Source organism: Flexistipes sp. (genome assembly GCF_036172515.1).
Taxonomy (GTDB): domain Bacteria; phylum Chrysiogenota; class Deferribacteres; order Deferribacterales; family Flexistipitaceae; genus Flexistipes.
In genome coordinates this window covers 45,001-68,357 of the sequence record NZ_JAXKVW010000003.1, presented here as the reverse complement: position 1 = coordinate 68,357, position 23,357 = coordinate 45,001, and the positions used below count along the sequence as shown (strand labels likewise).

The window sequence follows — 23,357 nt, the reverse complement described above, 5'->3', positions numbered from 1 at the left end:
AGCATCCAGAGCAACATAAAATTCAAAGTAAGGATCTTCGCTCTTCCCGCAGCCTGCGGGAAAATATGAAGGGCTTCAGCCGGACTCAAAATCGGAACTTGAGCCAAAAATCCTGATTTCCGGTTTATCCATTCTTACACCTCATCTCTTGGGTTACTGTCATCACCAAATTTATATATCGTCGGATAATCGCCGCTGAAACATGCATCACAGAAATCGCCATTTCTTGAGCATTCAAACATCCCCTCCCTGCTCAGGTATGCAAGGGAATCAGCTGTAATATATTTCCTTATCTCCTCCACAGTATGTGTCGAAGCAATCAGTTCCTTTCGGGTGGGTGTATCTATTCCGTAAAAGCAGGGAAATCTTGTGGGAGGAGAACTAATTCTGAAATGTACCTCTAAAGCTCCCGCTTCCCTTAGCATTTTCACAATCTTTCTGCTTGTGGTTCCCCTGACAACGGAATCATCCACAACAATCACTCTTCTTCCCTTTATTATCGATTTAACGGCATTAAGTTTGATTTTTACTCCAAAATGCCTGATGGACTGGGCAGGCTCGATGAATGTTCTGCCAACATAGTGGTTTCTGATAAGCCCGTGCTCATAGGGAATTCCGCTGGCTTCAGAGTATCCAAGTGTTGCCACAACTCCTGAGTCAGGAACGGGCATTACCACATCGGCATCCACAGGCGCTTCCTCGGCAAGTTTTTTCCCCATTTTCTTTCTGACCGAATAAACATCGGTACCGAATAAAAAAGAATCCGGTCTGGCAAAATATATATGTTCAAATATACAAGGTCTTGGCTTCTCTTTTTCAAATGGATAAATACTTCGGATCCCCTCATCATTGATAATCACCATTTCACCGGGTTCAATTTCCCTTATGAACTCAGCTTCAATCAAATCCAGCGCACACGTTTCACTGACCAGAACGTGCCCTGTCCTTATTTTTCCCAAAATAAGCGGACGAAAACCGAACGGGTCCCGGACACCTATCATTGTTCCCTTCGTCATAAACAACAACGAATATGCCCCTTTCAGTTTTGTCAGAGAGGCAATGATAGCGTCAATCAGGTTATCCTTTTTGCTTTTTGCCAAAAGATGTATGATAATTTCACTGTCTGAAGTGGAAGTAAATATTGCCCCGTTTTGCACAAGTTCATTCTTTACTTCATCGGCATTAACAATATTTCCGTTATGTGAAAGAGCAATGGAACCTTTGCTTATATCAGCAACAATGGGTTGGGTATTTTTTATATGGTTTTCTCCGGCCGTGGAATACCTGTTGTGCCCAACAGCCATGTCACCTTTGAGTTTGCTCAGTCTTTCTTCTGAAAAGATATCGGCAACAAGCCCCTGTCCTCTTTCATAGTTTATTTTTTCACCGTCGGATGAAGCAATTCCTGCCCCTTCCTGCCCTCGGTGCTGTAAAGCATAGAGGCACAGATACACAAGATTAGCCGCTTCGCTGTCACCGTATACACCGGCAACTCCACATTCTTCTTTAAACTTATCAAATATCATTGCATTAATTCTCCGAGAGACTCATTAAAAACCTCTGCTGCAGCTTCAACTTTCTCATCGATTACGAGATGACCGTTATGACGGATTGTGAGCAAATCACCGTCTGTCTTACCGAGTTTTTCAAAAAGAATATTATTATTTTCCAGCAAACTTTCAACCCCTTTTAAATGCAAATCGTCCACTTCCAGTAAAACCAAAGGCATATTTTCTCCAAACAATAACTCATCTGTGCGGATATCTCTGTTGATATCTATATTGGCACCAATTCCTTTATTAAAACACATTTCAGCCAGACAAACACACAAGCCGCCGTCGGAAACATCATGGGCGGATAAGATAAGACCCTTTTCTGCTGCTTCTGCTAAAAAATCAATTAATCTCAAACCAAGATTCAGATCAACTTCACCTACACTTCCCTCAAGTTTGTTATGAATCTTATACAGGTATTCACTTGCATCTATCTTAGGGTTAAAATTCCCTGCAACAATAATATTACTGCCTCTTTTATTGAAAAAAGATGGGATTCTTTTATTTATATCGTCCAAAACCCCAACCATCACAACTGTAGGGGTGGGTAAAATTGCTTTTGATTCCGTTTCATTATAGAAACTAACATTTCCGCTTACCACCGGTGTATTCAGTATTTTGCAGGCTTCGCTCATACCATCTGTTGATCTTACAAACTGCCACATTACCCCTTCTTTTTCAGGATTACCGAAATTCAAACAATCGCTGACGGCTTTCGGCCGGGCCCCGGATACCGCTACATTAAGTGCACTTTCTAGTACAGCAGCTTTCCCCCCTTCATAAGGATCCACAAAACAGTATCTTCCGTTACAGTCAGAAGAAACTGCTAACCCCTTTTTGCTCCCCTTTACTCTCAACAGTGCTGAATCTGAACCGGGTAAAAAAACTGTATTTGTCTGAACCATATGATCATACTGCCTGTAAACCCATTTTTTTGATGCAATATTGGGATTAGACAGCATTCTGGCCAGAATTGCAGGGTAGCCTCCCGGATCGTCAATCGAAGCCGGGTCAAAATCCTTTATTTGCCTCTGAGATTCAGGCTCGGTATATTTTCTATCATAAACAGGCGCATCATCCGCCAAAGATTTAGCCGGCAGACTTGCCACTTCCTCGCCGTTCCAGTTCAATCGGACAAAACCATCATCTGTTACTTTACCTATAACTTCGGCATCCAGATCCCATTTATCGAAGATTTTTTTAACTTTATTTTCATACCCTTTTTTCGCAATCAGCAACATCCTCTCCTGAGACTCTGACAGCATTATTTCATAGGGTGTCATGCCTGTTTCTCTCACAGGAACTTTTTCAAGGTCCAGTTCAACACCTGTATCCGATTTGGAAGCCATCTCAAAAGAAGAGCTGCTCAAACCGGCTGCGCCCATATCCTGAATCCCCACTATATAATCCGTCTGCATAAGTTCCAGACAGGCCTCCAGAAGGAGTTTTTCCTTGAAAGGGTCGCCAATTTGCACATTAGGCCTTTTAGATTCACTCTCCTCGCTGAATTCCTCACTTGCCATGGTGGCCCCATGAATACCGTCTTTACCTGTTTTTGCCCCGACATATATAATGGGATTACCCTTACCTTCTGCCTTTGCATAGAAAATTTTATCTCTGTCCACCAGTCCCAAAGCAAAAGCGTTGACAAGGGGGTTTTTTTGATATGTTTCATGAAAATATATTTCACCGCCGACAGTCGGAACACCAAAACAGTTACCGTATCCGGCTATGCCTGAAACTACACCTTCTAACAAATGTACACTCTCGTCATTATTCAAAGGGCCGAATCTCAGTGAATTCATTGCGCACACCGGCCTTGCACCCATTGTAAAGACATCCCTTAGTATTCCGCCCACTCCGGTAGCTGCACCCTGGTATGGCTCTATGTAGGAAGGATGGTTGTGACTTTCCACTTTAAAACAGGCACAAATATCACCGTCCACTTCAATAATACCGGCATTTTCACCGGGACCCTGAACAACCCACTCAGCTTCTGTAGGAAATTTTTTCAGATGTTTTTTGCTGCTTTTGTAACTGCAGTGCTCACTCCACATAGCAGTAATAACACCAAGCTCTATATAATTCGGTTCACGCCCCAATATATCACAGGCATTTTTATACTCATCCTCTTTAAGTCCCATTTCCATGGCAACTTTCAGATTAACGCCGGGATATTTAAATTTTTCGTAGACTCCCATTTATGCACCTTTAAGAAAATTTTTTATCGATTCAAACAGATAATAGCCGTGATTGCCCCCCAACAAAGGCTCACAGCATCTTTCCGGATGCGGCATCATCCCCATTATATTGCCTTTTTTATTTATCACACCGGCAATATTATAAACGGAGCCGTTAGGGTTATCCTCTTCACTGATCCCACCGTCTGCATCGCAGTACCTGAAAACCACCTGCTCATTTTCCAGCAGATCATTCAGCCCCTTTTCATCAATGTAATAATTGCCGTCCATATGAGCAATGGGGATATTCAGTATTTCGCCGTCATTATAATAGGATGTAAACCCTGTTTTAGCATTTTCCACAATCACATTGACATATTCACAGATAAATTTAAGATTTTTATTTCTGATCAAAGCACCCGGCAACAGTCCCGATTCAGTAAGAACCTGAAAACCATTGCATATCCCCAGAACATGACCGCCTTTCTCTGCAAAATCAACTACTGCATCCACTACAGGAGAATGCTTTGCTATAGCTCCGCATCTAAGATAGTCACCATACGAAAATCCGCCGGGTAATACGAGAAGATCAAAGCCTTTTACACTGTCTTCTTTATGCCATATATATTCAGCATCAATCCCGAGTATGCTGTTTAGGGCATAATAACAGTCATGGTCACAATTGGAACCGGGAAAGACAACAACCCCTGCTTTCATATCTTCACCTTTTACTATTTTAATAAATTATTCTGTAGTCTTCTATTATCGGATTGGCCAGAATGGAATGACAGATTTCTTCTATTTTTTTCTCATACCTTTCAATGCCGTCTTCGACTTCCAGCTCGATAACTTTGCCAACCCTGACATCACTGACAAAATCATACCCCTTTCTGTTCAAAGTATTCAGAATAGTCTGACCTTCCGGGTCAAGAACTCCCTCTTTAAATCTCACTTCAACCTTGACTTTCATTTTTCACTCCAACATTTTTTGGGTATATAACACAATAAAAGTGCACAGTCACCACTTTTTTAAGGATGTAAACAACTGGAAAACTGATAAGATACAACGAATTATAGAAAAAACAAGATTAAATAACTTCGCCGCTTACTCTGGATTTGATAAACTGCCAGCCATTCTGAATGTGCTTTGCCATAAGCTCTTCAGCCATCTCGGAATCACGCTTTTTAAATGATTCGATAATCTCTCTATGCTCTTCAATCACCCGCTGAATTCTGCCGGCTTCGGTAAAAGAATAGGCTGTCGCCCTCTTAAACTGTCTCAGCAGGGCTTCGAGAAATTTAGCAAGACGTGTATTTTCGCATTTGGAAATGATAAGGTTATGAAATTCTGAATTTAATTTTATGAGAATCGATACATTTTTTGCATCGGCAAACTTTTCCATTCTTTCGTTCAACTCTTCAAGTTCTGCAATATCTTCATCACTAAGGTGCTCAGCGGCAAGCTTGGCAGCCAAAGACTCCAGCTTTACCTTTAGAATAAATATCTCATCGACATCCTTGTCTGTAACATCTGTAACTACAGCGCCGCGTCTGGGAAAAATCTCAATAAACCCTTCCATTTCAAGAATACGCAAAGCTTCCCTTATTGGCGTTCTGCTTATGCCAAGCAGCTTTGAGAGCCTGGGTTCGGTGAGGCGCTCACCCTGTTTAATCCTTCCTTTAAGGATATAATCCCTTATAGTCCCTGCTATACGCTCACTTAACGGAGTACTGTCGATATTAAGCTCTTTCAATGTTAATACCTCTTTTTAAGTTTTGACCTGAGATACTCCCAGCCGTTCTCAATATGCCATCTTACTGTCTTTTCCGCCAAATCAGGATCTTTTGTAGCAAAAGCCTTAATAATTTCTTCATGTTCTATCCTTGCTTCTTCCGCCCTGTCAGACTTGGAAACAAGTATGGATTTCAGACGCTGAAAGTTTTTATCAAGCCCTTTTAAAATTTCTATAAGCTTATGATTCTTTGATAACACAATAAACATATTATGAAAATCTAAATTATACTTCAGGTACTCTTCGATGATATTTGTTTTACCTGATGAAATCCTGTAAAATTTCTCATTAATACTCTTCAGCTTTTCTATATCTTTTTCGGAAATATTTTCTGTAGTCTGTTTTGCAGCAAGCCCTTCAAGATTAGCCTTAATCGCGTACAAATCATCGATGTCTTTAAGAGTAAGCTCCTTCACTACCGCCCCTTTTCTGGGGACTATCTCCACAAATCCTTCATTCTCAAGCTGTCGTAAGGCTTCACGAATAGGGGTTCTGCTGATACCGAGCATTTCAGCCAGCTTTGGCTCAACGAGGCGCTCGCCGTCTTTGTATGTACCTTTTATGATATCGGATCTCAGCCTGTCCGCAATCCTCTCACGGAGTGGTTTGCTCTCCAGTATATTAGGATTATCCAATATTGCACCCGCCTTACGAAGACCCTTTTTTTGACTTTTCCGAGATAAATGCTCTACAGCAAAACATCCGGAAAACAATTAAAATATCTAATCATTGCATGTATTCTGTATACAGTATTCAATTATACACAACAAATTTCTGACAGTCAAATAAAAATATAACAGCATACAAAATTGTGACAGGTCATTCAGATCGGTTTACAAAAGATAATTTTATTTGCTATAAGTATAAGAGAAGCTGGAATTATTCAAAAGTCAAAGAGATAAGGTGGCAAAATTGGTTAAAAAGGTATCCCTTGCACTGGGCAGCGGCTCGGCAAAAGGATGGGCACATATAGGCATAATAAAAGCACTCAAAGAGCTGGATTATAAAATTGAAGCTGTTTCCGGGACAAGTGCGGGTGCTATAATAGCAGCTTATGAGGCTTTCGGTATTTTAAATGAATTTGAAGATTTTGTTTTAAATCTCGATAAACGCCGTGTACTCAGATATTACGATGTAAACCTTCTGCCCGTAAAAGGGCTCATCAGCGGGAACAGGCTTCTGGAACTTTTTGCTGAAAATTTAAAAAACAAAAAAATTGAAGACACAGTAATTCCACTATACATTTGCGCATCAAGTCTGGAAAGCGGCAAATGCGTAACATTCGAAAAAGGTTCTGTAATAGAAGGAGTAAGAGCTTCCATATCCATACCGGGACTGTTCACTCCTGCAGAAATCAAAGGTATGTATTTTGTAGACGGTGGAATAACAAACCCCGTTCCCGTGGATATTCTTTCTCATAAAAGGCACAGAAAAATTATAGCAGTGGACTTGAACTCACCGCTTCAAGTACCTTACTTTGAAGAATCACCCAATGTTATGAGTACAATTAACAGGTCAATCACAATAATGTCACACCACCTGACATCATATCAGCTGAAAAATTCTGAGGCATGGAAAATACTGAAACCGGATCTCAGGGAATTTGGTCTTTTCGAGTTTTACAGAGGTAAAGAACTTATTGAGGCAGGATACAAATACACTATGAAATGTTTATCTTAATATTCAAGTTTCGCACTTACACTGTTTTCTCGTCTTTGTTCACCCTGTTAAATATCAGCTTCGCTGATTGCCTGTGGCATTTAACAGGGCAGGGAGTGAAAACGACGAAGCAATCTCCATACTTTTCTTATTTTGAGCTTGCCACAACCCTGTTTTCACAGGGTTTCTCAAGGATGCCTATGGCTAGCACCAGTCTTTTAGACTGGTAAATATGTTTAACATTCTATATATTCGCTAAAAGCGAATGCTAGACACAGAGAAGTGCGAAACTTAATTATTTATTTGTTGCAAGTTTTTTGCCGCCGATAAAAACTATAATTGATGAAAAAACAGCCAGAAGACCTCCGATTGTAAAGATAGCGTTAACCCCGGCCATATCATATATGATACCACTTAATACAGAACCGATTATAGCCCCGAGTCCGAAACTCATTTCAGAATACCGGCTTTGTGCTTTGAGACGAACTTTTCCAGGGAGCTTTTGCTGAATAAGCCTTAAGACGGAAAGGTGATAAGCTCCGAAAGCAAATCCGTGAAGCAGATTTACAGTATAAAGAATCAAAAGATTTGCACTGAAGGCAATTACAAAAAGCCTGAAGGCTCCAAGAAACATAGATAAAATCAGAACATTTACAGCTTTATATTTTCTGAAAATACTTCCGGCATAGTACATAACAAATACTTCACATAATATCCCGAATCCCCAGATCGCTCCGGCGTGGAACTGCGAATACCCGGCTTCATCTATTTTAATATTAAAAAAGCTTCCGAAAAATTTAAACGATGCAAAATAAAATATTACGGCAACAAGTATAAAATAAAAGAAAAGGGGAAAAGCTTCTGAGCCTTTTTTTCGGTCGTTTTTGCAAACCCCGTCACTCAATTGAAGAAAAATCAATGGGACTGCAGAAACACAACCCAGCACGGAGGCGGCGATAACAATTGAATCCACACCCCAGATATCAACAATTTTACCCATAATAACTGTGGATGCAATGAAGCCGATAGACCCGAACATTCGCATTTTACCATATTCGATTCCGCTTTTTTTGAAAAATTCCATACTGCAGTGATCAACAGCCGGTAATAAACCTACTCTCAGGGTTGAAAAGACAAACACAATAACCGCAGCTGTAAAAAAGCTCGGGAAAAGGATAAGAAAATACAGAGCGATATTAGCCAAAAGTACACTTAAAGCTGCAAACAAATGAGGCATTGGAGATGCACCAAAAAGCTTCGTCCATTTTGAGGTAAAAACAAATTTGCACAAAGGAACAAGAGCCAGAACTATCCCAATCTGAAGACCGCTGAAGCCGTTCTCTTTAAAAAACAGCGCCAGATAAGGGAGAAAAACGCCCAAAGAGGCGAAGTTCAAAAAATAAAAAAGTGAAAAAAATACCGCCTGAATTCCTGTTTTGCTCGTATTCAACAAACCGTCCTTGTTCAACTGATAATTACGGAATAAATAAGGATAAGCAAAAACTATAATTGTTCAATAATCCCATACTGTAAAGGGAAAAATAAAATTTTAGAGTTTTGTACAAAACCTAAAGCACAACTATAAAAACGTTCAAGATTAGTGAACGTAAGTGTGAATGTGAAAGCAAAACTATCCAGATCTACAACTAAAATTATCTCTATCTTTACTAAGCAGAAACGCAGAAATTGTTAATATATAGATAGAGATTCCTCGATTCCACTTTGCTCCACTCGGAATGACATAAATTGTTGTCTAACATCCGCCTTGTGCGGATAAATAGAATGTAAACATATTTACCAGTCTAAAAGACTGGTGATAGCCGCAGGCATTCTTTCGAACGAAGTGAGAAATCTCTACCATATGAAACGACATAACGAATAAATATGCAACTGTGCTTATCACTTTACTTCACTACTTCCCCACCTTTACCTTTACCTTTACCTTTGCCTTAGCCTTATCTTAACACTTAGCACTTAACGCTTAACACTGTATCATGTGTTACTGTTCAGGAAAACCCAGTTTCCGAAGTATCTTTTCCAACGGGCAGAAGTCCGTAAATCCGGACTGTGTGAGATTAATGCCCACAAAAAGTGTCAAAGCAAACCACCAGGGACTGTGGATAAGCCCCAATATAGCACTGATTGTAACCATAAGTCCCGGTATTATTCTCATCAATTTTTTTACCGTCATTTAAGCCTCCTTTTTTATTTTACCAATTTTCAGCATAAACTTGTAAAACATATAGTACGCCATCGGTATAAGCACAAGGGTCAATACTGTCGATACAAGAGCCCCCATGATAAGTGAAACACCAAGGCCTGCAAATATAGGGTCCGGAAGCATAAACAAAGCTCCCACAACCACTGTAATTGCCGTAAGAAATACCGGCCTCGTCCGGATAGCTCCGGATTCTATCACAGAATCCTTAATCGATTTACCTTTCTTCAGACCGTTCTCGATAAAATCAATTAGCAGTATTGCATTCCTGACCATTATCCCCGCCAGAGCAATGAAACCTATCATACTTGTAGCGGTGAAAAACTCCCCGAAAAGGTAATGTCCGGGAATAATCCCGAGGAGACTCAAAGGTATCGGCAGCATCATAATTATCGGGGTTGCAAAAGAGCGGAACCATGCAACAAGAAGAAAATACATAATTACCAGCACGGCTGCAAATGCCAGTCCCAGGTCTCTGAAAACCTCATATGTAATCTGCCACTCTCCATCCCACTTCATTGAAACTTTATTAATGTTTTCAGGCTGATTGATCCAGTATTGTTCAATCTTGTGTCCGTTATACGAAATTTCGGAAATATCATCTTTCATATCAAGTATCGCATACACAGGACTTTCTTCAACACCAGCCACATCCCCTGTCACATATGTTACCGGCTTCAGATTTTTCTGATAAACAGGTTTTTCTTTTGTCTTGTACTCAAATTTAACAAGTTCATTAAGAGGCACCTGTTTGTTGTTCATGGATGTCAGCATTATATTGCTTAAAACATTCTGGTAAGACTTTTTAGATTCCGGAAGTTTTATAACAATATCAACTTCTTCCCGGTCATTTCCCGTATGGAGTATACCGATTTTACTTCCTTTGACTGCCGCATAAGCAGTTCGGGTTATCATTTCCGTTGAAATACCCGTTAATGCAGCTTTTTCTTTGTCCACCTTCAGATGGAGTTCTTTCATGTCGTCTTCAACATACCAGTCCACGTCCACCACACCTTTGGTGGATTTAAAAACCTCTTTAATTTTCTTCGCAACTTCACGTCTGCTCTCTTTATCAGGCCCGTAAACCTCTGCAACAAGCGTGGACATAACAGGCGGCCCCGGCGGTACTTCGGCTATTTTAATATTAGCATTGTATTTATCGCCTATTTTCTGTATCGGTCCTCTGATAACTTTTGCCAGCGCGTGGCTTTTCAACTCCCTTTTATTCTTAGACACAAAATTAACCTGTATGTCAGCGACATTCTCACCCTTTCTCAGATAATACTGCCTGACAAGACCGTTAAAATTAATAGGGGCAGCTATACCCGAATATATCTGGAAATTTTCAACCTGCTCCACACCTGATAAATAATTGCCTACCTCCATTGCCACGGTATTGGTCCTTTCCAGCGGGGTGCCTTCAGGCATATCTATGATAACCTGCAGTTCATTTTTATTATCAAATGGCAGCATCTTCATGACGACCATCTTAGCCGGCACCATAAGAAAAGCTGCAATAAAGAGGCCTATCATAACAAAGGTAAGTATCAGCTTATAATACCATTTCTCCATAAGAGGACTTAAAATAAAACTGTAAAACTTATAAAGTTTTGTACCCTTTACCCATTCATCTTCACTCAACTCAGCATCTTTGCCTTTTCCCGCCTTGCCGGAAAGAAGCTGCAAAGCAAGCCATGGTGTGATAATCAATGCCACAAGAAGTGAAAAAATCATTGCAAGGGAGGCTCCTATGGGCATCGGTTTCATATAAGGACCCATTAACCCTCCCACAAAAGCCATCGGATAAATGGCAACAATGACGGTGATTGTCGCCAGTATCGTGGGATTTCCGACTTCTCCCACTGCTTTCACTGCTTTTGCAAACAGATTTTTACTTCCCATCCTGAAATGCCGCTCGATATTTTCCACAACAATAATGGCATCATCCACCACGAGACCGGTGACAAAAATCAGAGCAAAAAGTGTTACCCGGTTTAATGTATAGTCAAACATATAATATACGAAAAAAGTCAGGGCAAACGTAACAGGCAATGCTACAAATACAACGAGTCCGGCTCTCCAACCCATTGTCAGTGTCATAACAAGTATCACTGCAGCGATAGCCCCAAGCAGGTGCTCAATAAGCGTCTTTACTTTTTCATAGGCCGTTTCCCCGTAATTACGCGTAACACTCACATGAACATTATCAGGAATTACCGTTCCTTTGAGATCTTCGAGTTTGCTCAGTATATGCTCAGAGACCACAACCGAGTCACTGCCCTTTCTTTTGGCAAGTGTGATTGTCGCGGCTGAATAGACTTTTTCAGTTTTGTCTTCATTGAAACCCATAAAATGATAGTTGTCAGGTATTTCAGCTCCGTATTCTATCTCAGCCACATCCCGGAGATAAACAGGAGAGCCTTTATTAACACCCACAACTATATTTCGTATCTCTTCAGCCGACTGGAAAAAGCTTCCGGCTGACATATAAATAACCTCATTGTTTCTGGTAATATTTCCGGTATTCAGAGAATCATTGGACATTTTCAGGGAACGTATTATCTTGAAAAAATCCACATTATAAGCATCCAGTTTATCCGTATCCGGTTCAATACGAACAACTTTTTCGTATCCTCCTTTGATATCGGTAATAGAAACATCCTCAACACTTTTTAATCTGTGTTCCACCTCACCGGCTATCTGCCTCAGAGAATATCCACCCATCTCTTTTGACCACAAGGTGAGCGTCACCTGAGGGACATCGTTAATGGAGCGTTTTTTTATTATCGGACTTTTTACACCATAGGGCATTCGGTCCATATTGTAATCAATCTTCGTTTTAAGTTTTGTTATACTCTTTTGCTCATCTTCTCCAACTTCAAAGCGAACTGTTACCAGCCCCATATCATCCATTGCCGTCGAATAAACGTACTTCACTCCCGGTATCTCCCACATTATCTGAGACAACGGTTCCGTTACATGTTTTTCAACACTGTCCACATCCGCCCCGGGGTAAGGGACAAAGATATCAACCATAGGCACAACAATTTGAGGTTCTTCCTCTTTGGGAGTATAGATTACAGAAACAATACCTATAAAAAGCGAGGCAATGACAAGCAGCGGGGTGATTTTGGATTTTAGAAATAATTTTGAAACCCTTTCAGCTAACCCCATCTCCAGAGCTTCAAGGTTATCGGAATAATCACAACCTGGTTCGGTATTTTTAGTTTGTTTTCGTTTGTCGTTGTTTTCAGCCATCTATTTCTCCTCCAGCATATCTCCGGATTCGATTAATTCCACATCTGTAAGAACCAATTTTTCTCCCCCATTCAGTCCGCTTAATACTTCGACATTACCGCCTGTTTCCCTGCCAAGTTTCAGAATGCGCATCTTGGCCCGGGCACCTTCCTTTACAATTGCAGCGCTCAGCTGCCCCACCTGCTTCACTGCAGATTTTGGTATAAAGATGCCTTCGTTTTGTCCTTTACTTAGTATTATCTTCACATATGCACCGGCAGGCAGTTTATCATCGGCAGTGGTTTCAATAATAAATTTCCTGGAACCAGGTAATATCTGACGGGATTTATTTTTAATTTTAGCAGTGAAAGATATATTGCCGGACGGGTAATTTATCGTAACATTATCGCCTGTAAAAACATTATTAAACAGACTCTCTCCGATTTCCGCTTCAACGATTTTATCATTGGTGCCGATTTTCAGTACAGCACTTCCGGGAGAAGCAAGGTTGCCATCTTCAGAAAGTTTCTGCAGCACTATTCCGTCAAAAGGTGCTTTTATCTTTTTGTAATCAGTATAAGACCGGGCTTCTGAAAGCACAGCCCTGGATTGTTCAAGCCTTGCTCCGGCCTGTTTCAGTTTCTTTTCGGCCAGATTTACATTTTCAACAGCTATATCATAGGATTCCCTGGCAGATAAGTATTCAGCCTCCACCTGATCATACTCCTGCTGGCTGACACTTTCGCTTTTGATTAGTCTTTTATAACGTTCATATGTCTTTTCAGCCAGATTGAACTGTGCTTCTGCTTTTCTTTTGTTCATCTTCGCCATTCTCAATCCGGACTCAGCCTGTTTCAAACCTATAAGTGCCTCTTTTACCGTACTTTCTGCCCGTTTCACCCTGGCGTTCAGCTCATCACTGCTGATATTGACAAGCACTTCATCTTTACTAAAAGAATCTCCTATATCAACATTTATGCTACGGATATACCCCATAATTTTGGGCATCAGCATCACCGTCTTGTCACTGGTAACAGTTCCTGAAAAAGTGATTTTTGCCTCTCTAACCTCTTTATGCACCACCATTGTATTAACTGTAAACTTATCCGGTTTATCATATGGTGACGCTTCTTTTTCAGTTTTGGCATTTGAACAGGATACGACTGCAACAGCCAAAAACATTAAAAAAATACCCTTCCAGCTTTTCATTTATCTTCCCCCTGAATTATTATTTCAATATACCTGAATTTAGCAGTAATCTGGCTCTGCCGGTTATAAGCTCATACTCCGCCATATACATATTAAGTTCCGCCTGCCTGACGTCCACTTCCCTGTCAAGCAGTGCGGTAATTTTAACCAAACCTTCCCTAAATCTGTTTTGAGTGATGGATAAAGCTTCATAAGCTGCTTCAACTTGCTTTTCAGCAGCCTGAAGTTTTTTTCGGGCGGCTTTTATACTGTAGTATGCATTTTTGACCTGCGATTTTATTTTACGTTTTTTATCCTGCTTTATATTAAGCATATACAGATAATCACTTTTGTTTTCCCTGATCTTGTTGTAATCGGCAAAACCGTTAAAGAGATTGAACGAAACCTTTGCCCCGAACGTTGCTCCTTCAGCTCCCCCGTTCATAAAGTCACTTTCATTCCATTTATAATTGGCAAAAAGTGACACCTCAGGAAGAAAATTAAATTTCGATTTTTTGGTTTCAAGCTCGGCTATGTTAAGCCGCTTATCCAGAGCAAGCAGATCTTCCCTGCTGCTGAGAGCGGTTTGCAGATATTTATTCAGCGATTTGTCCGTTTTGAAAGAGGGGGTTTCCCAAACAATATCAACTCTTTCATCAATCCCAAGCACCTGCTGTAGTCTGCTTTGTGCGACCTCCACCTGTTTCCGTGCTTCACTTATTGCACTTTCGTTTTTAAGCAGATGAGTTTTTGCAACCATCAAATCACTTTTTACAACCATTCCGTTTTCATAAAAATTCTTTGTCATACGGTAATATTTTTTTGTCCTTTCATATGATTTTTTTGTAACTTCCAATGCTTTTTCTGCCAAAGACATGCCGAAAAAAGCTTTGGTATAATTATAGATAACCTTTTGGTGTATTCTCTCAGAAGTCAGCTCCGCAATATCATTCATTCCGGATGCCTGCTTTATCCCGAAATATATTTTCCCTTTCATGAATACCGGTTGAAGAACTTCCACTTTTGTCTCATAATTTTCCACGCTGTCAGGGTTCGCCAGTTCATTACTAAAATAATTCATATCAAATTCACCCTGAGACATCGTTGAAAAAGCAGCTGTTGCAGGCTCATCCGTATTTGTGTAGGTTTCCGAAATATTGATATCAGGCAGATACCCACCTTTAGCCTGATAATATCTGTACTTGGAAGATTTAACTTTTTCCTGATAGGCCTGAATCAGATTATTGTTTTTCAGAACAAGTTCTTTCCCTTTTTGATAGTTAAGCTGAAGTGCAAACGATGTCGTCGCAAATATAACCATGCAAACTGCCAAAAATATCCGCATCATTCTTCCTCCATAAGCAAATCAACAATTTTTGCTATTTTATCATCTACTAAACTATAACATATTTCGTGCCCGTCCCGCACCCCTTCAACAATTCCAAGATTCCTGAGAAGAGCCAGATGCCTGCTTATTGTTGCCTGTGGCAGCTCCAAACCTTCGCAGATTTTTGTTACATTACACTCCTTTTGTGCCAGCCCCATAACAATTCTGAGGCGGACGGGATGTCCGATTGCTTTAAATTTATTCGCATATTTATCCAGCATATCAACCTCCGTCAAATCATATACAAATATACATATATTCGCATATTTGTCAATTGTTATATTTTTTTAATAAAACTGCCTCAGTTAAAGGTATTTGAAGTTGTTAAAGTAGTTGAGTTTTATCCCGGAGCTTATCTTTATATTTGGAGTTGGGTGATGACGGCACACATCTTTCCACCTCACTATCTCACCACTTCACTATTTCACCAATAATATCCTGCTGTTGATATATCTCTTTTAAAAAATAGTTGGGCATCAGTTTAGTAAAAATTTTGACCACTCTTGCCTAAAATGCTACATTGAAAAAATAAAATCTTTGAATAATATATTCTTATAAATTTTACCACCCCTTAATCCCCTTCTAACTCTTAGATAGGAGGGGAGATAAAGCTCCTCCCCTAATTTAGGGGAGGTTGGGTGGGGTACTTATTCAAAGGGCTCGAAATATAAAATTTTAATGAAGGATAGAATTATGAAAAAATACACGTTTGAACCTATAGGTTTTTTTTACACCGATACGGCTGAGGTCCCCCGGCATTGGAGCGTATCAGAAGAAAAGGGCAGAATAGTCCTTGAGGAAAAATATAAAGAAGGGATTACAGATTATTCACCCGGGGATAAAATCATGGCAATTTTCGTTTTCCACAAAAGCCCGGAATTTTCTGCCCGGAACCTCAGGACAAAACCTCCCCACAAAAATGAAGAAAAAGGCGTGTTCAGTATCTGTTCCCCGGTAAGGCCAAACCCGCTGGGAATCTCTGTCCTTAAAATTACAAAAGTTGAAAACAATATAATCTATGTAAAAAACATAGATATGCTGAATGAGACCCCGATTTTAGATATCAAGCCTTTTATACCTGCCGACAAATAGTATTTTTAGTTTTTATTCCTTCGATCCGTAACGGTTTCGCCGCCTATCCCCCAGTTGTCGGTCTCCACTTCATCGATTACTACTACAGTGGTGGCAGGATTTTTTCCAAGAACATCAACAAGCAACTGTGTTGCTCCTTTAATAAGTTCCTTTTTTTGATTCTCTGTTGCCCCGTCTTTTGTGATTTTAATGTTTACAAACGGCATAATTACCTCCTGATTTTTTAAGATATAAAAGAAATATCAATCCGAACAATAAAGCCACGCATGACAACAACAGTGGGTATGTAAAGCTGTTATATACATCAGAGAGAAATCCGGCAACAAAAGGGCCGATAATTTGGCCTACACTGAAAAAAGTGGTAAGTATCGCCACCGCTTGTGTAGATCTTTCAACCCATAATTCTTTGCCAAACGTCACACTCATTGAAACTATACCCATAAATGTCCCGCCAAAGGTTATAGCAGCAATAAATACAGCAATCGTATTCTGAAGACTTACAAACAAAACCAGACCTGCCAGCTGTACTGTATACGCATAGATTAAAGCAAGTGGAAAACCGGTTTTTCCGGAAACATAAAACCAGAAAATAGTTGAGGGAGCAGCAAATATCCCAACCACTATCCAGCCTATATAAGAGACCCCGGATTCTCCCAGATAATTTTGCGCAGCTGCAACCATAAAAGTTCCTATTATAACATAGCCGAAACCCTCCATAAAATAAGCAATGCTCAACAGCCAGAACTCTTTTTTTCTTTTAAACTCACTCGAATTAGTGACCCTGTCGCTTTTTTTACTTATATATTCAGGAGAAGATTTTATCAAGAAGATTGCAAAAATACTGATAATGCCAGCGGTAATACCCGTCATAATCCATGCGCCCTTCCATCCGCCGATCATTCCGAAAACAGGAACTATAACACCGCTGATAGCTATCCCTGTCCCGACTCCGCTGTAATGCCATCCCATGTAACGAACGGCATTTCTCCCAGCCAGATAATCAAACAACATAGCTGTGGATAAAATGAAACCTACGGCACAGGCAAAACCGGCAATAAATCTAAGCAAATGCCACAACAAAGGAGACGAAGTAAACCCCATTGCAACAGAAGATACAGCTATAGCCGCAAGGGATATTACAAATAAAATATAACGCATTTTATTAAAGAAAATAAAAACAAGTGTTCCCAGAAGATATCCTAAATAATTGGTCGAAGCTACTGCACCGGCCAGCGTATCGCTCATACCGGCACCTGCCTGCATATATGGAATAATAGGCGTATAAGCGAATCTGCCGAATCCCAAAAATACTATTAAGCTTGCCATACCGCCCAGAGTGGCAGTCACATTCTCTTTAAAATAATCCGTCATAATTATTTAGTATCAAAATAACCCCTCACAGGCAAGTTTTATAATTTTATAACCTCGTTATTTTATTTGTTTTTCCTGAATATTATGTTAAAATTTTATTATTACAGGAGGATTCATATGCTGAAATTAATCAAGCATTCCCAGGCTGAAAACTATGAGCCCGAAAAAGACTGGAAAAGAACAAGCCTTTGCAACGAAGCAGATATATCAATTGAGCATTTCATAAAACCGCCCAAGCATTCATCGCCCAGGCACAAACATCCAAATGCACAGGTTTTGTATGTGCTTCAGGGAAAACTGTCCGTAGTGGACTCAAACAACAATACTGAATATGTGGAAGAGGGAGACTGTATATATATCCCCGGAGACGAAACCCATATCGTCACAAATGAACTGGATGATATATCGTCAGGACTTGACATATTTGTTCCGGGCAGATCATTCGATTTTTGGCTTAAAAATAAAAAAGGAGGTAACTTATGAGTACTGTAAAAGACATTCTGTCAAAAAAAGTGAGCCAGGTTTATACCGTTTCCCCGGAGAAAACTGTTTTTGAAGCACTAAAGATTATGAGTGATGAAGACATCGGTGCGCTGATAGTTACGGAAGGAGACAACGTTAAAGGAATTTTTTCCGAAAGGGATTATGCGAGAAAAGTTATTCTTAAAGGCAAATCATCAAAAGAGCTCAAAGTTTCCGATATTATGACAACCGACGTCTTATTTGTAACACCCAAAAACACTGTTGAAGAATGCATGGCATTGATGACAGAAAAACGTATCAGACATCTGCCGGTTCTGGAAAACAAAAAACTAACAGGACTTGTATCCATAGGAGATATTGTCAAGCAGGTTATTTCAGATCATAAGTTTACCATAAAAGAGCTGGAAAAATATATTTCCGGAGATATTGCAGGATAAAATCTGAGACCGGCTTTTTATATTTCTATCCCCCAGAAGCTTCTTATACCGAAGCTTATAATAAAAGTCAGTAACGCAACTCCGAGACTTATAGCGCTCATTTCAGTAAAACGTTTGATAAAATTAAAATCTTTGGCAACTGAAACATAAAAGTTAAAAAACGCTATTATCAGAATGGCTATGATAAGCGTAGTAAGCAGAGACAAAAAGGGATTGTGCATCAGCAGATATGGCAAAATCAGCAAAAAAACTGTTAAAATATAAGCTGTACCTGTATAAATAGCAGATTTTACAGCGTATTTTTTGCTGTTTTCAGCAGCAGTTGAAAGATATTCCGAAGCTGCCATGGAAAATGATGCCGCAATGCCTGTAATAAGACCGGTAAGTGCTATAAGACCGGCATTTTGCAACGCAAACGTAAGTCCTGCAAGTGCTCCGGTCAGCTCAACCAGAGCATCATTCAACCCCAGCACAATGGAGCCGACATACTCCAGCCTTTCCTCTTTTATCATATTAAGGAGCGTATGTTCATGCTCATCCTCTTCCTGTTTAATATCAACAGCTTCAGGAAGGGTTTCACCGAGTTTCTCATAAGCTTTTGCAGCTGTTTCCTCCCCTCTTTCCAACAATTTTATTCCAAATGTCAGTCCAAAAATTTTTGTAATCCAGAAATATAAAAAAATCTTAAACCTGTCCGGTTTTACATCTTTGCCGGTAACAGACTTCAAAAATTTGTAGTGCCTCAGTTCATCTTCAGCAATATCTTTTAATAGCCGTTTATTTTGCTCATCTTTCAGTCCGCCGGCTATTTTATGATACAAAAAATACTCGGAGATTTCATTTTTTTGAGCATTTATCAATGAATTTTTTGTTTCCTGATCCAGCTTTATTTTTTCCAAAAACTTCCTCCAACTTTTAGTTTAAAAATATGTTACAGATACCTCTGAATATTATTCTATAATGGAATACTTTAGTCAACAAACTTCTTGTTTGGCTCTCTCCCATTTTTAAAAGCTCTGGCGATAGTGGGATTTTCACGAATGGAGAGATCGATGTCTGAGAAACATACTGCCAGTTGCCGATCATACCCTGTGAATAGATCTTTTAACAGGGTAAATATTTGCTAATAAGTAAAATTATGAGAAGAGGGTATAGGCGGTTACTGGCAGTAGTTACGAGTTCCGATCTCGTATATGAGTGGAAACCCCACTATTGTTCAAAAATGTTGTAAAATTACATAAATACTTAAATTTTGGAGATTTGCTATACTTTCTGTTTATTTTATATCAAAAATTTATTATGTTTAACTAATGCTTACAGATATTTCAATAAACTCCAGACTGTTTAAAGCCACAATACTGTCCCTTTCCCTGCTTACCATAATGGCGGGAGCTGTGGTTTCACCGGCGCTTGCCAATATTGCTCATGCTTTCAGTGAAGAGCCGTACTGGAAAATCAAGCTTGTGCTTACAATGCCAGCACTTTTTATAATTGTTTTCGCGCTGCTTAACGGCAAAATAGCTTTACTTTTCAGCAAAAAAAAAGTCACCCTCGTTGCTCTTATTTTATATATTTTGGGAGGAGCAGGCGGCGGATTGTCAACCAATCTGGAGATGCTCCTTGTTTTTAGAGCCTTGCTGGGAATTTCAGTTGGACTGTTAATGCCCTTGGCAACAGGCCTGATAGCAGATTTCTATTCAGGTGACACCCGTGCCAATTTGATGGGCAAATCCACAGCCACTTCGAATCTCGGTGGAATTATAGGCACCTTAATTTCAGGTTTTCTCGCTGAAATAACCTGGCAGGCGAGTTTTACAGTTTACCTGCTTGCAGTTCCTGTATTCATAATGGCTCTCATTTTTTTAAAAGACCCCGAGGCACCGAAGTCGGTCAACACCACACCGCTTTCACTTTTGAAACGGCCTTTGCTGGTAAGTTGGATGTTTATGGCTTTTCTCACAATGATAATCTTTTATACCGTACCTGTTAATATTGCCATTTATATAGAACAAATGAATTTCGGGGAATCATCACTATCCGGTGTAGCAGTATCTCTCCTGACAGGCGCAGGTTTTGTCGCCGGACTTTCTTTTTCTAAAGCAGCAAAATTTTTCAGCCGTTTTTTCCTTTCCTTCTGTTATTTTATGATTAGCGCAGGATTTCTATTAATAATCTACTCCCCAAACACATTCGTATTACTGACAAGTCTTTTTGTGGTGGGGTTAGGACTTGGTTGGACTGTTCCCAATATTTTCACAGAAGCCGTAAACAGTGTTCCGGACGGCTACGGCGTTGCAGCTATGGGATTTATTACCCCCTCTATATTCCTGGGTCAGTTTTTCAGTCCCATTGCAGTTGATTTCGCATATAAACTGGCCGGATTGAGTAATATAAAAGGACCTTTTATTATCGCATTCGTATTTTCACTGGTAACATTCGTTGCCATTACTTTTTTCAACTCAAAAATACACCGAAAAAGATTATCTTAAAAGCAGGCCTTTTTCGAGGTCTTCTTTTGCCTGTTCTCTTAATTTATAGTGCTGTTTTTTGCCTGTGGCGGTCATAGGTAGTTCTTCAATAATTCTATAGTACCGCGGCCTTTTATATACAGGAATCATAGGATGATTTTTTATGAAAACTTTAAGTTCATCCAATAAAATATTCTCATTTTTCCCCACCACATAAGCGGCAATACTGTTACCGCGTTTTTCATCATAAACACCCACCACAGCACAATCACTAACCAAATCGCATTCGTTAATGGCTTCTTCAATCTGGGTTGGATAGATGTTCTCTCCGCCCACATTTATCATGTCGTCTTTACGACCTCGTATGGATATGTATCTTTTTGAATTCCAAACCGCAAGATCTCCTGTGTAAAACCAGCCTTTATAAAACTTATGTTTCACCTCTTCCGGTTTCTTGAAATAGTCCATTGAAGTTTTAAATGTCTGTATTATAACTTCCCCCACTTCTTCATTATTATTGGCCACTGTATCAGCCGGTTCGGCAAGTTTATCCTCATAGACCTTCACAACTCTTATTGAATCAAAAACACACGACTTTCCAGCTGATCCGGCCATTTCAGGTAAATCTTTCGGCTTAAGCAGCGTATTCCAAAACGTCTCGGAAGTCCCGTATCCATTATATACATTGGGTGTAAATACTTCCTGCATTTTTGTACATAATTTTTTCTCCAGTGGTGCTCCCATGCTTACAACAGCTCTTAAAGAACTCAGGTCATTTTTCTTTTTCTCCTGCTCTTCAAGCATTAATGTAAACATAGTAGGAACACCAATTACAACGGAAACGGAGTATTTCTGGATAATATCGAGTGCTTCTTTCGGCAAAAATCCCTTCATAGCAACCAAAGAAGCCCCCGCATACAATCCGGGGTTAGGTCCACCAATGTGAATTCCTCCCCTGTGAAACCAGGGAGATAAATTTAAAAGGCGGTCTTTGTCACTTAATCCCAAATGCATTATAACATCATGTGCAGTTAAGATTTCATTTATGTTATTTAAAGGTACGCCTTTCGGCAAACCAGTCGTGCCGGAAGTGTACAATCTTGTTACTTCTTCAAATGCACCGGGAGTAAATGTTGTATTTGGTTCTTTTGTAGAAGAATCATTATATAATTTTGAAAAATCTGCTGATTTTATTTTGAAGCTAAACTCCGGTTTATAACGTGAAACTTCCAGAGCTTTTTCACTCTCATCAGCAAAAGCCTCATCATACAAAAACATTTTGGGCCGTGAATCCTCCAGAATTAATGCTGTTTCTCCCGATGCCAGCCTGAAGTTGACCGGACAGTTTACAGCCCCAATTTTTTGACATGCAAGATAGATAAATACAAATTCAGGGCGATTAAGCAGTTGGTAAATCACAACATCTCCAGATGATACTCCTTTGGCTAAAAAAGCGTTTGCAAGCCTGTTTACTGTCTCGTTAAGCTGTGCGTAAGACCAGACTTCTCCACTTTCACCATCGATTAAAGCCGTATAGTCCGGGTATCTTTCAACATTGCGCATGATGTTTTTTATGTAAGCAAAGTTTTCCTCAAAAAAATTTCTGAATCTTTTGACATTATAACTACTCATTGTAACCTCCCATTGCTTTCTCTGAACAGCTCTTTATGATTAAAGAACCGTTAGTGCCTCCAAAACCGAATGAGTTTTTCAAAGCGTAATCGGCATTGATCTTTTTGCAGACACCACGGACATAATCCAGATCACAATCTTTGTCACTATTTTCAAGGTTCATAATAGGAGGAATAATATTTTCTATGAGAGATTTAATGGTAAAAATAGTTTCCACAATTCCTGACGCAGCCCACATATGTCCAACCGCAGACTTGTTAGCCGTTATAGGAATGTTATAAGACTTGTCTTTGAATACCTTCTTTATTCCTTTTGTCTCAATAAAATCATTGCTTGGAGTTGATGTGCCGTGAGCATTAATAAACCCAATATTTTCATAAGATATACTGGCATCATTTAACGCTGACTCCATACATTTTGACACACTTTCAGCATCCGGATTCTGTGCAGTAGGATGATAGGCATCGCATGTGGATCCAAAACCGCAAATTTCAGCATATATTTTTGCGCCCCTTTTAAGTGCATGTTTACGGGATTCCAGGATAAGACTGCCCGCTCCTTCTGAAGGAACAAAACCGCACCTTTGAGCATCGAAAGGTCTGGAAGCTTTCTCAGGTTCTGAATTCCATTTATCTCCAACTGTGGCTCCTAACCTCTCC

General features: G+C 39.8%; 22 protein-coding genes (1 of these 22 running past the window's edge). 5 read left to right on the top strand and 17 right to left on the bottom strand.

Annotated elements, in window-relative coordinates; all coding sequences use genetic code 11:
* Positions 1–134: 134 nt before the first annotated feature.
* From purF to UMU13_RS03310, 6 genes are all read right to left on the bottom strand, one after another.
* Positions 135–1,526: an amidophosphoribosyltransferase gene (gene purF / locus UMU13_RS03335; protein WP_328217152.1), complete on the bottom strand. Its 1,392-nt coding sequence runs from the start codon at positions 1,524–1,526 to the stop codon at positions 135–137.
* Positions 1,523–3,754 carry a phosphoribosylformylglycinamidine synthase subunit PurL gene (gene purL / locus UMU13_RS03330; protein ID WP_328217151.1) on the bottom strand — a complete coding sequence of 744 codons (2,232 nt, stop codon included), beginning with the start codon at positions 3,752–3,754 and terminating at the stop codon, positions 1,523–1,525. Before purL ends, purF begins: the two co-directional genes overlap by 4 nt.
* Complete coding sequence (purQ, locus tag UMU13_RS03325) at positions 3,755–4,450, bottom strand: phosphoribosylformylglycinamidine synthase subunit PurQ (protein ID WP_328217150.1); 696 nt, start codon at positions 4,448–4,450, stop codon at positions 3,755–3,757. It lies immediately after the preceding gene.
* 19 nt (positions 4,451–4,469) lie between these two features.
* Positions 4,470–4,703, bottom strand: coding sequence for a phosphoribosylformylglycinamidine synthase subunit PurS (purS, locus tag UMU13_RS03320; RefSeq protein WP_328217149.1), 234 nt, complete (start codon positions 4,701–4,703; stop codon positions 4,470–4,472).
* A gap of 118 nt (positions 4,704–4,821) precedes the next feature.
* Positions 4,822–5,487 carry a GntR family transcriptional regulator gene (locus tag UMU13_RS03315; protein WP_328217148.1) on the bottom strand — a complete coding sequence of 222 codons (666 nt, stop codon included), beginning with the start codon at positions 5,485–5,487 and terminating at the stop codon, positions 4,822–4,824.
* A 2-nt stretch (positions 5,488–5,489) separates the two neighbouring features.
* Positions 5,490–6,161 carry a GntR family transcriptional regulator gene (locus tag UMU13_RS03310; RefSeq protein ID WP_328217146.1) on the bottom strand — a complete coding sequence of 224 codons (672 nt, stop codon included), beginning with the start codon at positions 6,159–6,161 and terminating at the stop codon, positions 5,490–5,492.
* A 277-nt stretch (positions 6,162–6,438) separates the two neighbouring features.
* Here UMU13_RS03310 and UMU13_RS03305 point away from each other — a divergent pair, with 277 nt between their 5' ends.
* Complete coding sequence (locus tag UMU13_RS03305) at positions 6,439–7,206, top strand: patatin-like phospholipase family protein (RefSeq protein WP_328217145.1); 768 nt, start codon at positions 6,439–6,441, stop codon at positions 7,204–7,206.
* A gap of 274 nt (positions 7,207–7,480) precedes the next feature.
* Here the strand turns inward: UMU13_RS03305 and UMU13_RS03300 are convergent, their stop codons facing one another.
* The 6 genes from UMU13_RS03300 to UMU13_RS03275 all read right to left on the bottom strand — a co-directional run bounded on the left by UMU13_RS03300 (position 7,481) and on the right by UMU13_RS03275 (position 15,436).
* On the bottom strand, positions 7,481–8,635 hold the full coding sequence (locus UMU13_RS03300) for an MFS transporter (RefSeq protein WP_328217144.1): 1,155 nt from the start codon (positions 8,633–8,635) through the stop codon (positions 7,481–7,483).
* 549 nt (positions 8,636–9,184) lie between these two features.
* Complete coding sequence (locus UMU13_RS03295) at positions 9,185–9,376, bottom strand: YgaP family membrane protein (RefSeq protein WP_328217143.1); 192 nt, start codon at positions 9,374–9,376, stop codon at positions 9,185–9,187.
* Positions 9,377–12,661 (bottom strand): efflux RND transporter permease subunit, encoded by a 3,285-nt coding sequence (locus tag UMU13_RS03290; protein WP_328217142.1) that lies wholly within the window; start codon positions 12,659–12,661, stop codon positions 9,377–9,379.
* Entirely contained in the window at positions 12,662–13,849 is a 1,188-nt protein-coding gene (locus tag UMU13_RS03285; RefSeq protein ID WP_328217141.1) for an efflux RND transporter periplasmic adaptor subunit, read from the bottom strand. It lies immediately after the preceding gene.
* Between the two features lie 19 nt (positions 13,850–13,868).
* Positions 13,869–15,176: a TolC family protein gene (locus UMU13_RS03280; protein WP_328217139.1), complete on the bottom strand. Its 1,308-nt coding sequence runs from the start codon at positions 15,174–15,176 to the stop codon at positions 13,869–13,871.
* Entirely contained in the window at positions 15,173–15,436 is a 264-nt protein-coding gene (locus UMU13_RS03275; RefSeq protein WP_013885527.1) for an ArsR/SmtB family transcription factor, read from the bottom strand. The genes UMU13_RS03280 and UMU13_RS03275 overlap by 4 nt, the downstream gene beginning before the upstream one ends.
* A 472-nt stretch (positions 15,437–15,908) precedes the next feature.
* Between UMU13_RS03275 and tsaA the strand changes: the two genes are divergently transcribed.
* Positions 15,909–16,307: a tRNA (N6-threonylcarbamoyladenosine(37)-N6)-methyltransferase TrmO gene (gene tsaA / locus UMU13_RS03270; RefSeq protein WP_328217138.1), complete on the top strand. Its 399-nt coding sequence runs from the start codon at positions 15,909–15,911 to the stop codon at positions 16,305–16,307.
* A 5-nt stretch (positions 16,308–16,312) separates the two neighbouring features.
* Here tsaA and UMU13_RS03265 read toward each other — a convergent pair whose 3' ends face one another.
* Positions 16,313–16,513, bottom strand: a complete 201-nt coding sequence (locus UMU13_RS03265; RefSeq protein WP_328217137.1) for a 4-oxalocrotonate tautomerase family protein — start codon at positions 16,511–16,513, stop codon at positions 16,313–16,315.
* Complete coding sequence (locus tag UMU13_RS03260) at positions 16,494–17,678, bottom strand: YbfB/YjiJ family MFS transporter (protein WP_328217136.1); 1,185 nt, start codon at positions 17,676–17,678, stop codon at positions 16,494–16,496. Before UMU13_RS03260 ends, UMU13_RS03265 begins: the two co-directional genes overlap by 20 nt.
* Positions 17,679–17,795: 117 nt before the next feature.
* Here UMU13_RS03260 and UMU13_RS03255 point away from each other — a divergent pair, with 117 nt between their 5' ends.
* Together UMU13_RS03255 and UMU13_RS03250 are read left to right on the top strand one after the other, a co-directional pair.
* Positions 17,796–18,161 carry a cupin domain-containing protein gene (locus UMU13_RS03255; protein ID WP_328217135.1) on the top strand — a complete coding sequence of 122 codons (366 nt, stop codon included), beginning with the start codon at positions 17,796–17,798 and terminating at the stop codon, positions 18,159–18,161.
* Positions 18,158–18,598 (top strand): CBS domain-containing protein, encoded by a 441-nt coding sequence (locus tag UMU13_RS03250; RefSeq protein WP_328217134.1) that lies wholly within the window; start codon positions 18,158–18,160, stop codon positions 18,596–18,598. The genes UMU13_RS03255 and UMU13_RS03250 overlap by 4 nt, the downstream gene beginning before the upstream one ends.
* A 17-nt stretch (positions 18,599–18,615) precedes the next feature.
* Here UMU13_RS03250 and UMU13_RS03245 read toward each other — a convergent pair whose 3' ends face one another.
* Positions 18,616–19,497 (bottom strand): VIT1/CCC1 transporter family protein, encoded by an 882-nt coding sequence (locus UMU13_RS03245; protein ID WP_328217133.1) that lies wholly within the window; start codon positions 19,495–19,497, stop codon positions 18,616–18,618.
* Between the two features lie 411 nt (positions 19,498–19,908).
* On the opposite strand from UMU13_RS03245, the gene UMU13_RS03240 reads away from it, so the two are divergent.
* Positions 19,909–21,087, top strand: coding sequence for an MFS transporter (locus UMU13_RS03240; protein ID WP_328217132.1), 1,179 nt, complete (start codon positions 19,909–19,911; stop codon positions 21,085–21,087).
* On the opposite strand, the gene UMU13_RS03235 is transcribed toward UMU13_RS03240, so the two are convergent.
* A complete protein-coding gene (locus UMU13_RS03235; RefSeq protein WP_328217131.1) occupies positions 21,079–22,698 on the bottom strand; it encodes a class I adenylate-forming enzyme family protein in 1,620 nt (539 codons plus the stop codon). The two genes, UMU13_RS03240 and UMU13_RS03235, sit on opposite strands and share 9 nt — an antisense overlap.
* Positions 22,691–23,357, bottom strand: partial view of a beta-ketoacyl-[acyl-carrier-protein] synthase family protein gene (locus UMU13_RS03230; protein ID WP_328217130.1) — the 3' portion only. Its footprint extends 602 nt past the window's final position; only the last 667 of its 1,269 coding nucleotides appear in the window; the start codon falls outside the window, past its right edge — the gene reads right to left on this strand; the stop codon is at positions 22,691–22,693. The genes UMU13_RS03235 and UMU13_RS03230 overlap by 8 nt, the downstream gene beginning before the upstream one ends.

Coding starts and splice junctions, on each gene's coding strand:
- purF (WP_328217152.1), bottom strand. CDS start 1,526: ATGATATTTGATAAGTTTAAAGAAGAATGTGGAGTTGCCGGTGTATAC.
- purL (WP_328217151.1), bottom strand. CDS start 3,754: ATGGGAGTCTACGAAAAATTTAAATATCCCGGCGTTAATCTGAAAGTT.
- purQ (WP_328217150.1), bottom strand. CDS start 4,450: ATGAAAGCAGGGGTTGTTGTCTTTCCCGGTTCCAATTGTGACCATGAC.
- purS (WP_328217149.1), bottom strand. CDS start 4,703: ATGAAAGTCAAGGTTGAAGTGAGATTTAAAGAGGGAGTTCTTGACCCG.
- UMU13_RS03295 (WP_328217143.1), bottom strand. CDS start 9,376: ATGACGGTAAAAAAATTGATGAGAATAATACCGGGACTTATGGTTACA.
- UMU13_RS03290 (WP_328217142.1), bottom strand. CDS start 12,661: ATGGCTGAAAACAACGACAAACGAAAACAAACTAAAAATACCGAACCA.
- UMU13_RS03285 (WP_328217141.1), bottom strand. CDS start 13,849: ATGAAAAGCTGGAAGGGTATTTTTTTAATGTTTTTGGCTGTTGCAGTC.
- UMU13_RS03280 (WP_328217139.1), bottom strand. CDS start 15,176: ATGATGCGGATATTTTTGGCAGTTTGCATGGTTATATTTGCGACGACA.
- UMU13_RS03275 (WP_013885527.1), bottom strand. CDS start 15,436: ATGCTGGATAAATATGCGAATAAATTTAAAGCAATCGGACATCCCGTC.
- tsaA (WP_328217138.1), top strand. CDS start 15,909: ATGAAAAAATACACGTTTGAACCTATAGGTTTTTTTTACACCGATACG.
- UMU13_RS03265 (WP_328217137.1), bottom strand. CDS start 16,513: ATGCCGTTTGTAAACATTAAAATCACAAAAGACGGGGCAACAGAGAAT.
- UMU13_RS03260 (WP_328217136.1), bottom strand. CDS start 17,678: ATGACGGATTATTTTAAAGAGAATGTGACTGCCACTCTGGGCGGTATG.
- UMU13_RS03255 (WP_328217135.1), top strand. CDS start 17,796: ATGCTGAAATTAATCAAGCATTCCCAGGCTGAAAACTATGAGCCCGAA.
- UMU13_RS03250 (WP_328217134.1), top strand. CDS start 18,158: ATGAGTACTGTAAAAGACATTCTGTCAAAAAAAGTGAGCCAGGTTTAT.
- UMU13_RS03240 (WP_328217132.1), top strand. CDS start 19,909: ATGCTTACAGATATTTCAATAAACTCCAGACTGTTTAAAGCCACAATA.
- UMU13_RS03235 (WP_328217131.1), bottom strand. CDS start 22,698: ATGAGTAGTTATAATGTCAAAAGATTCAGAAATTTTTTTGAGGAAAAC.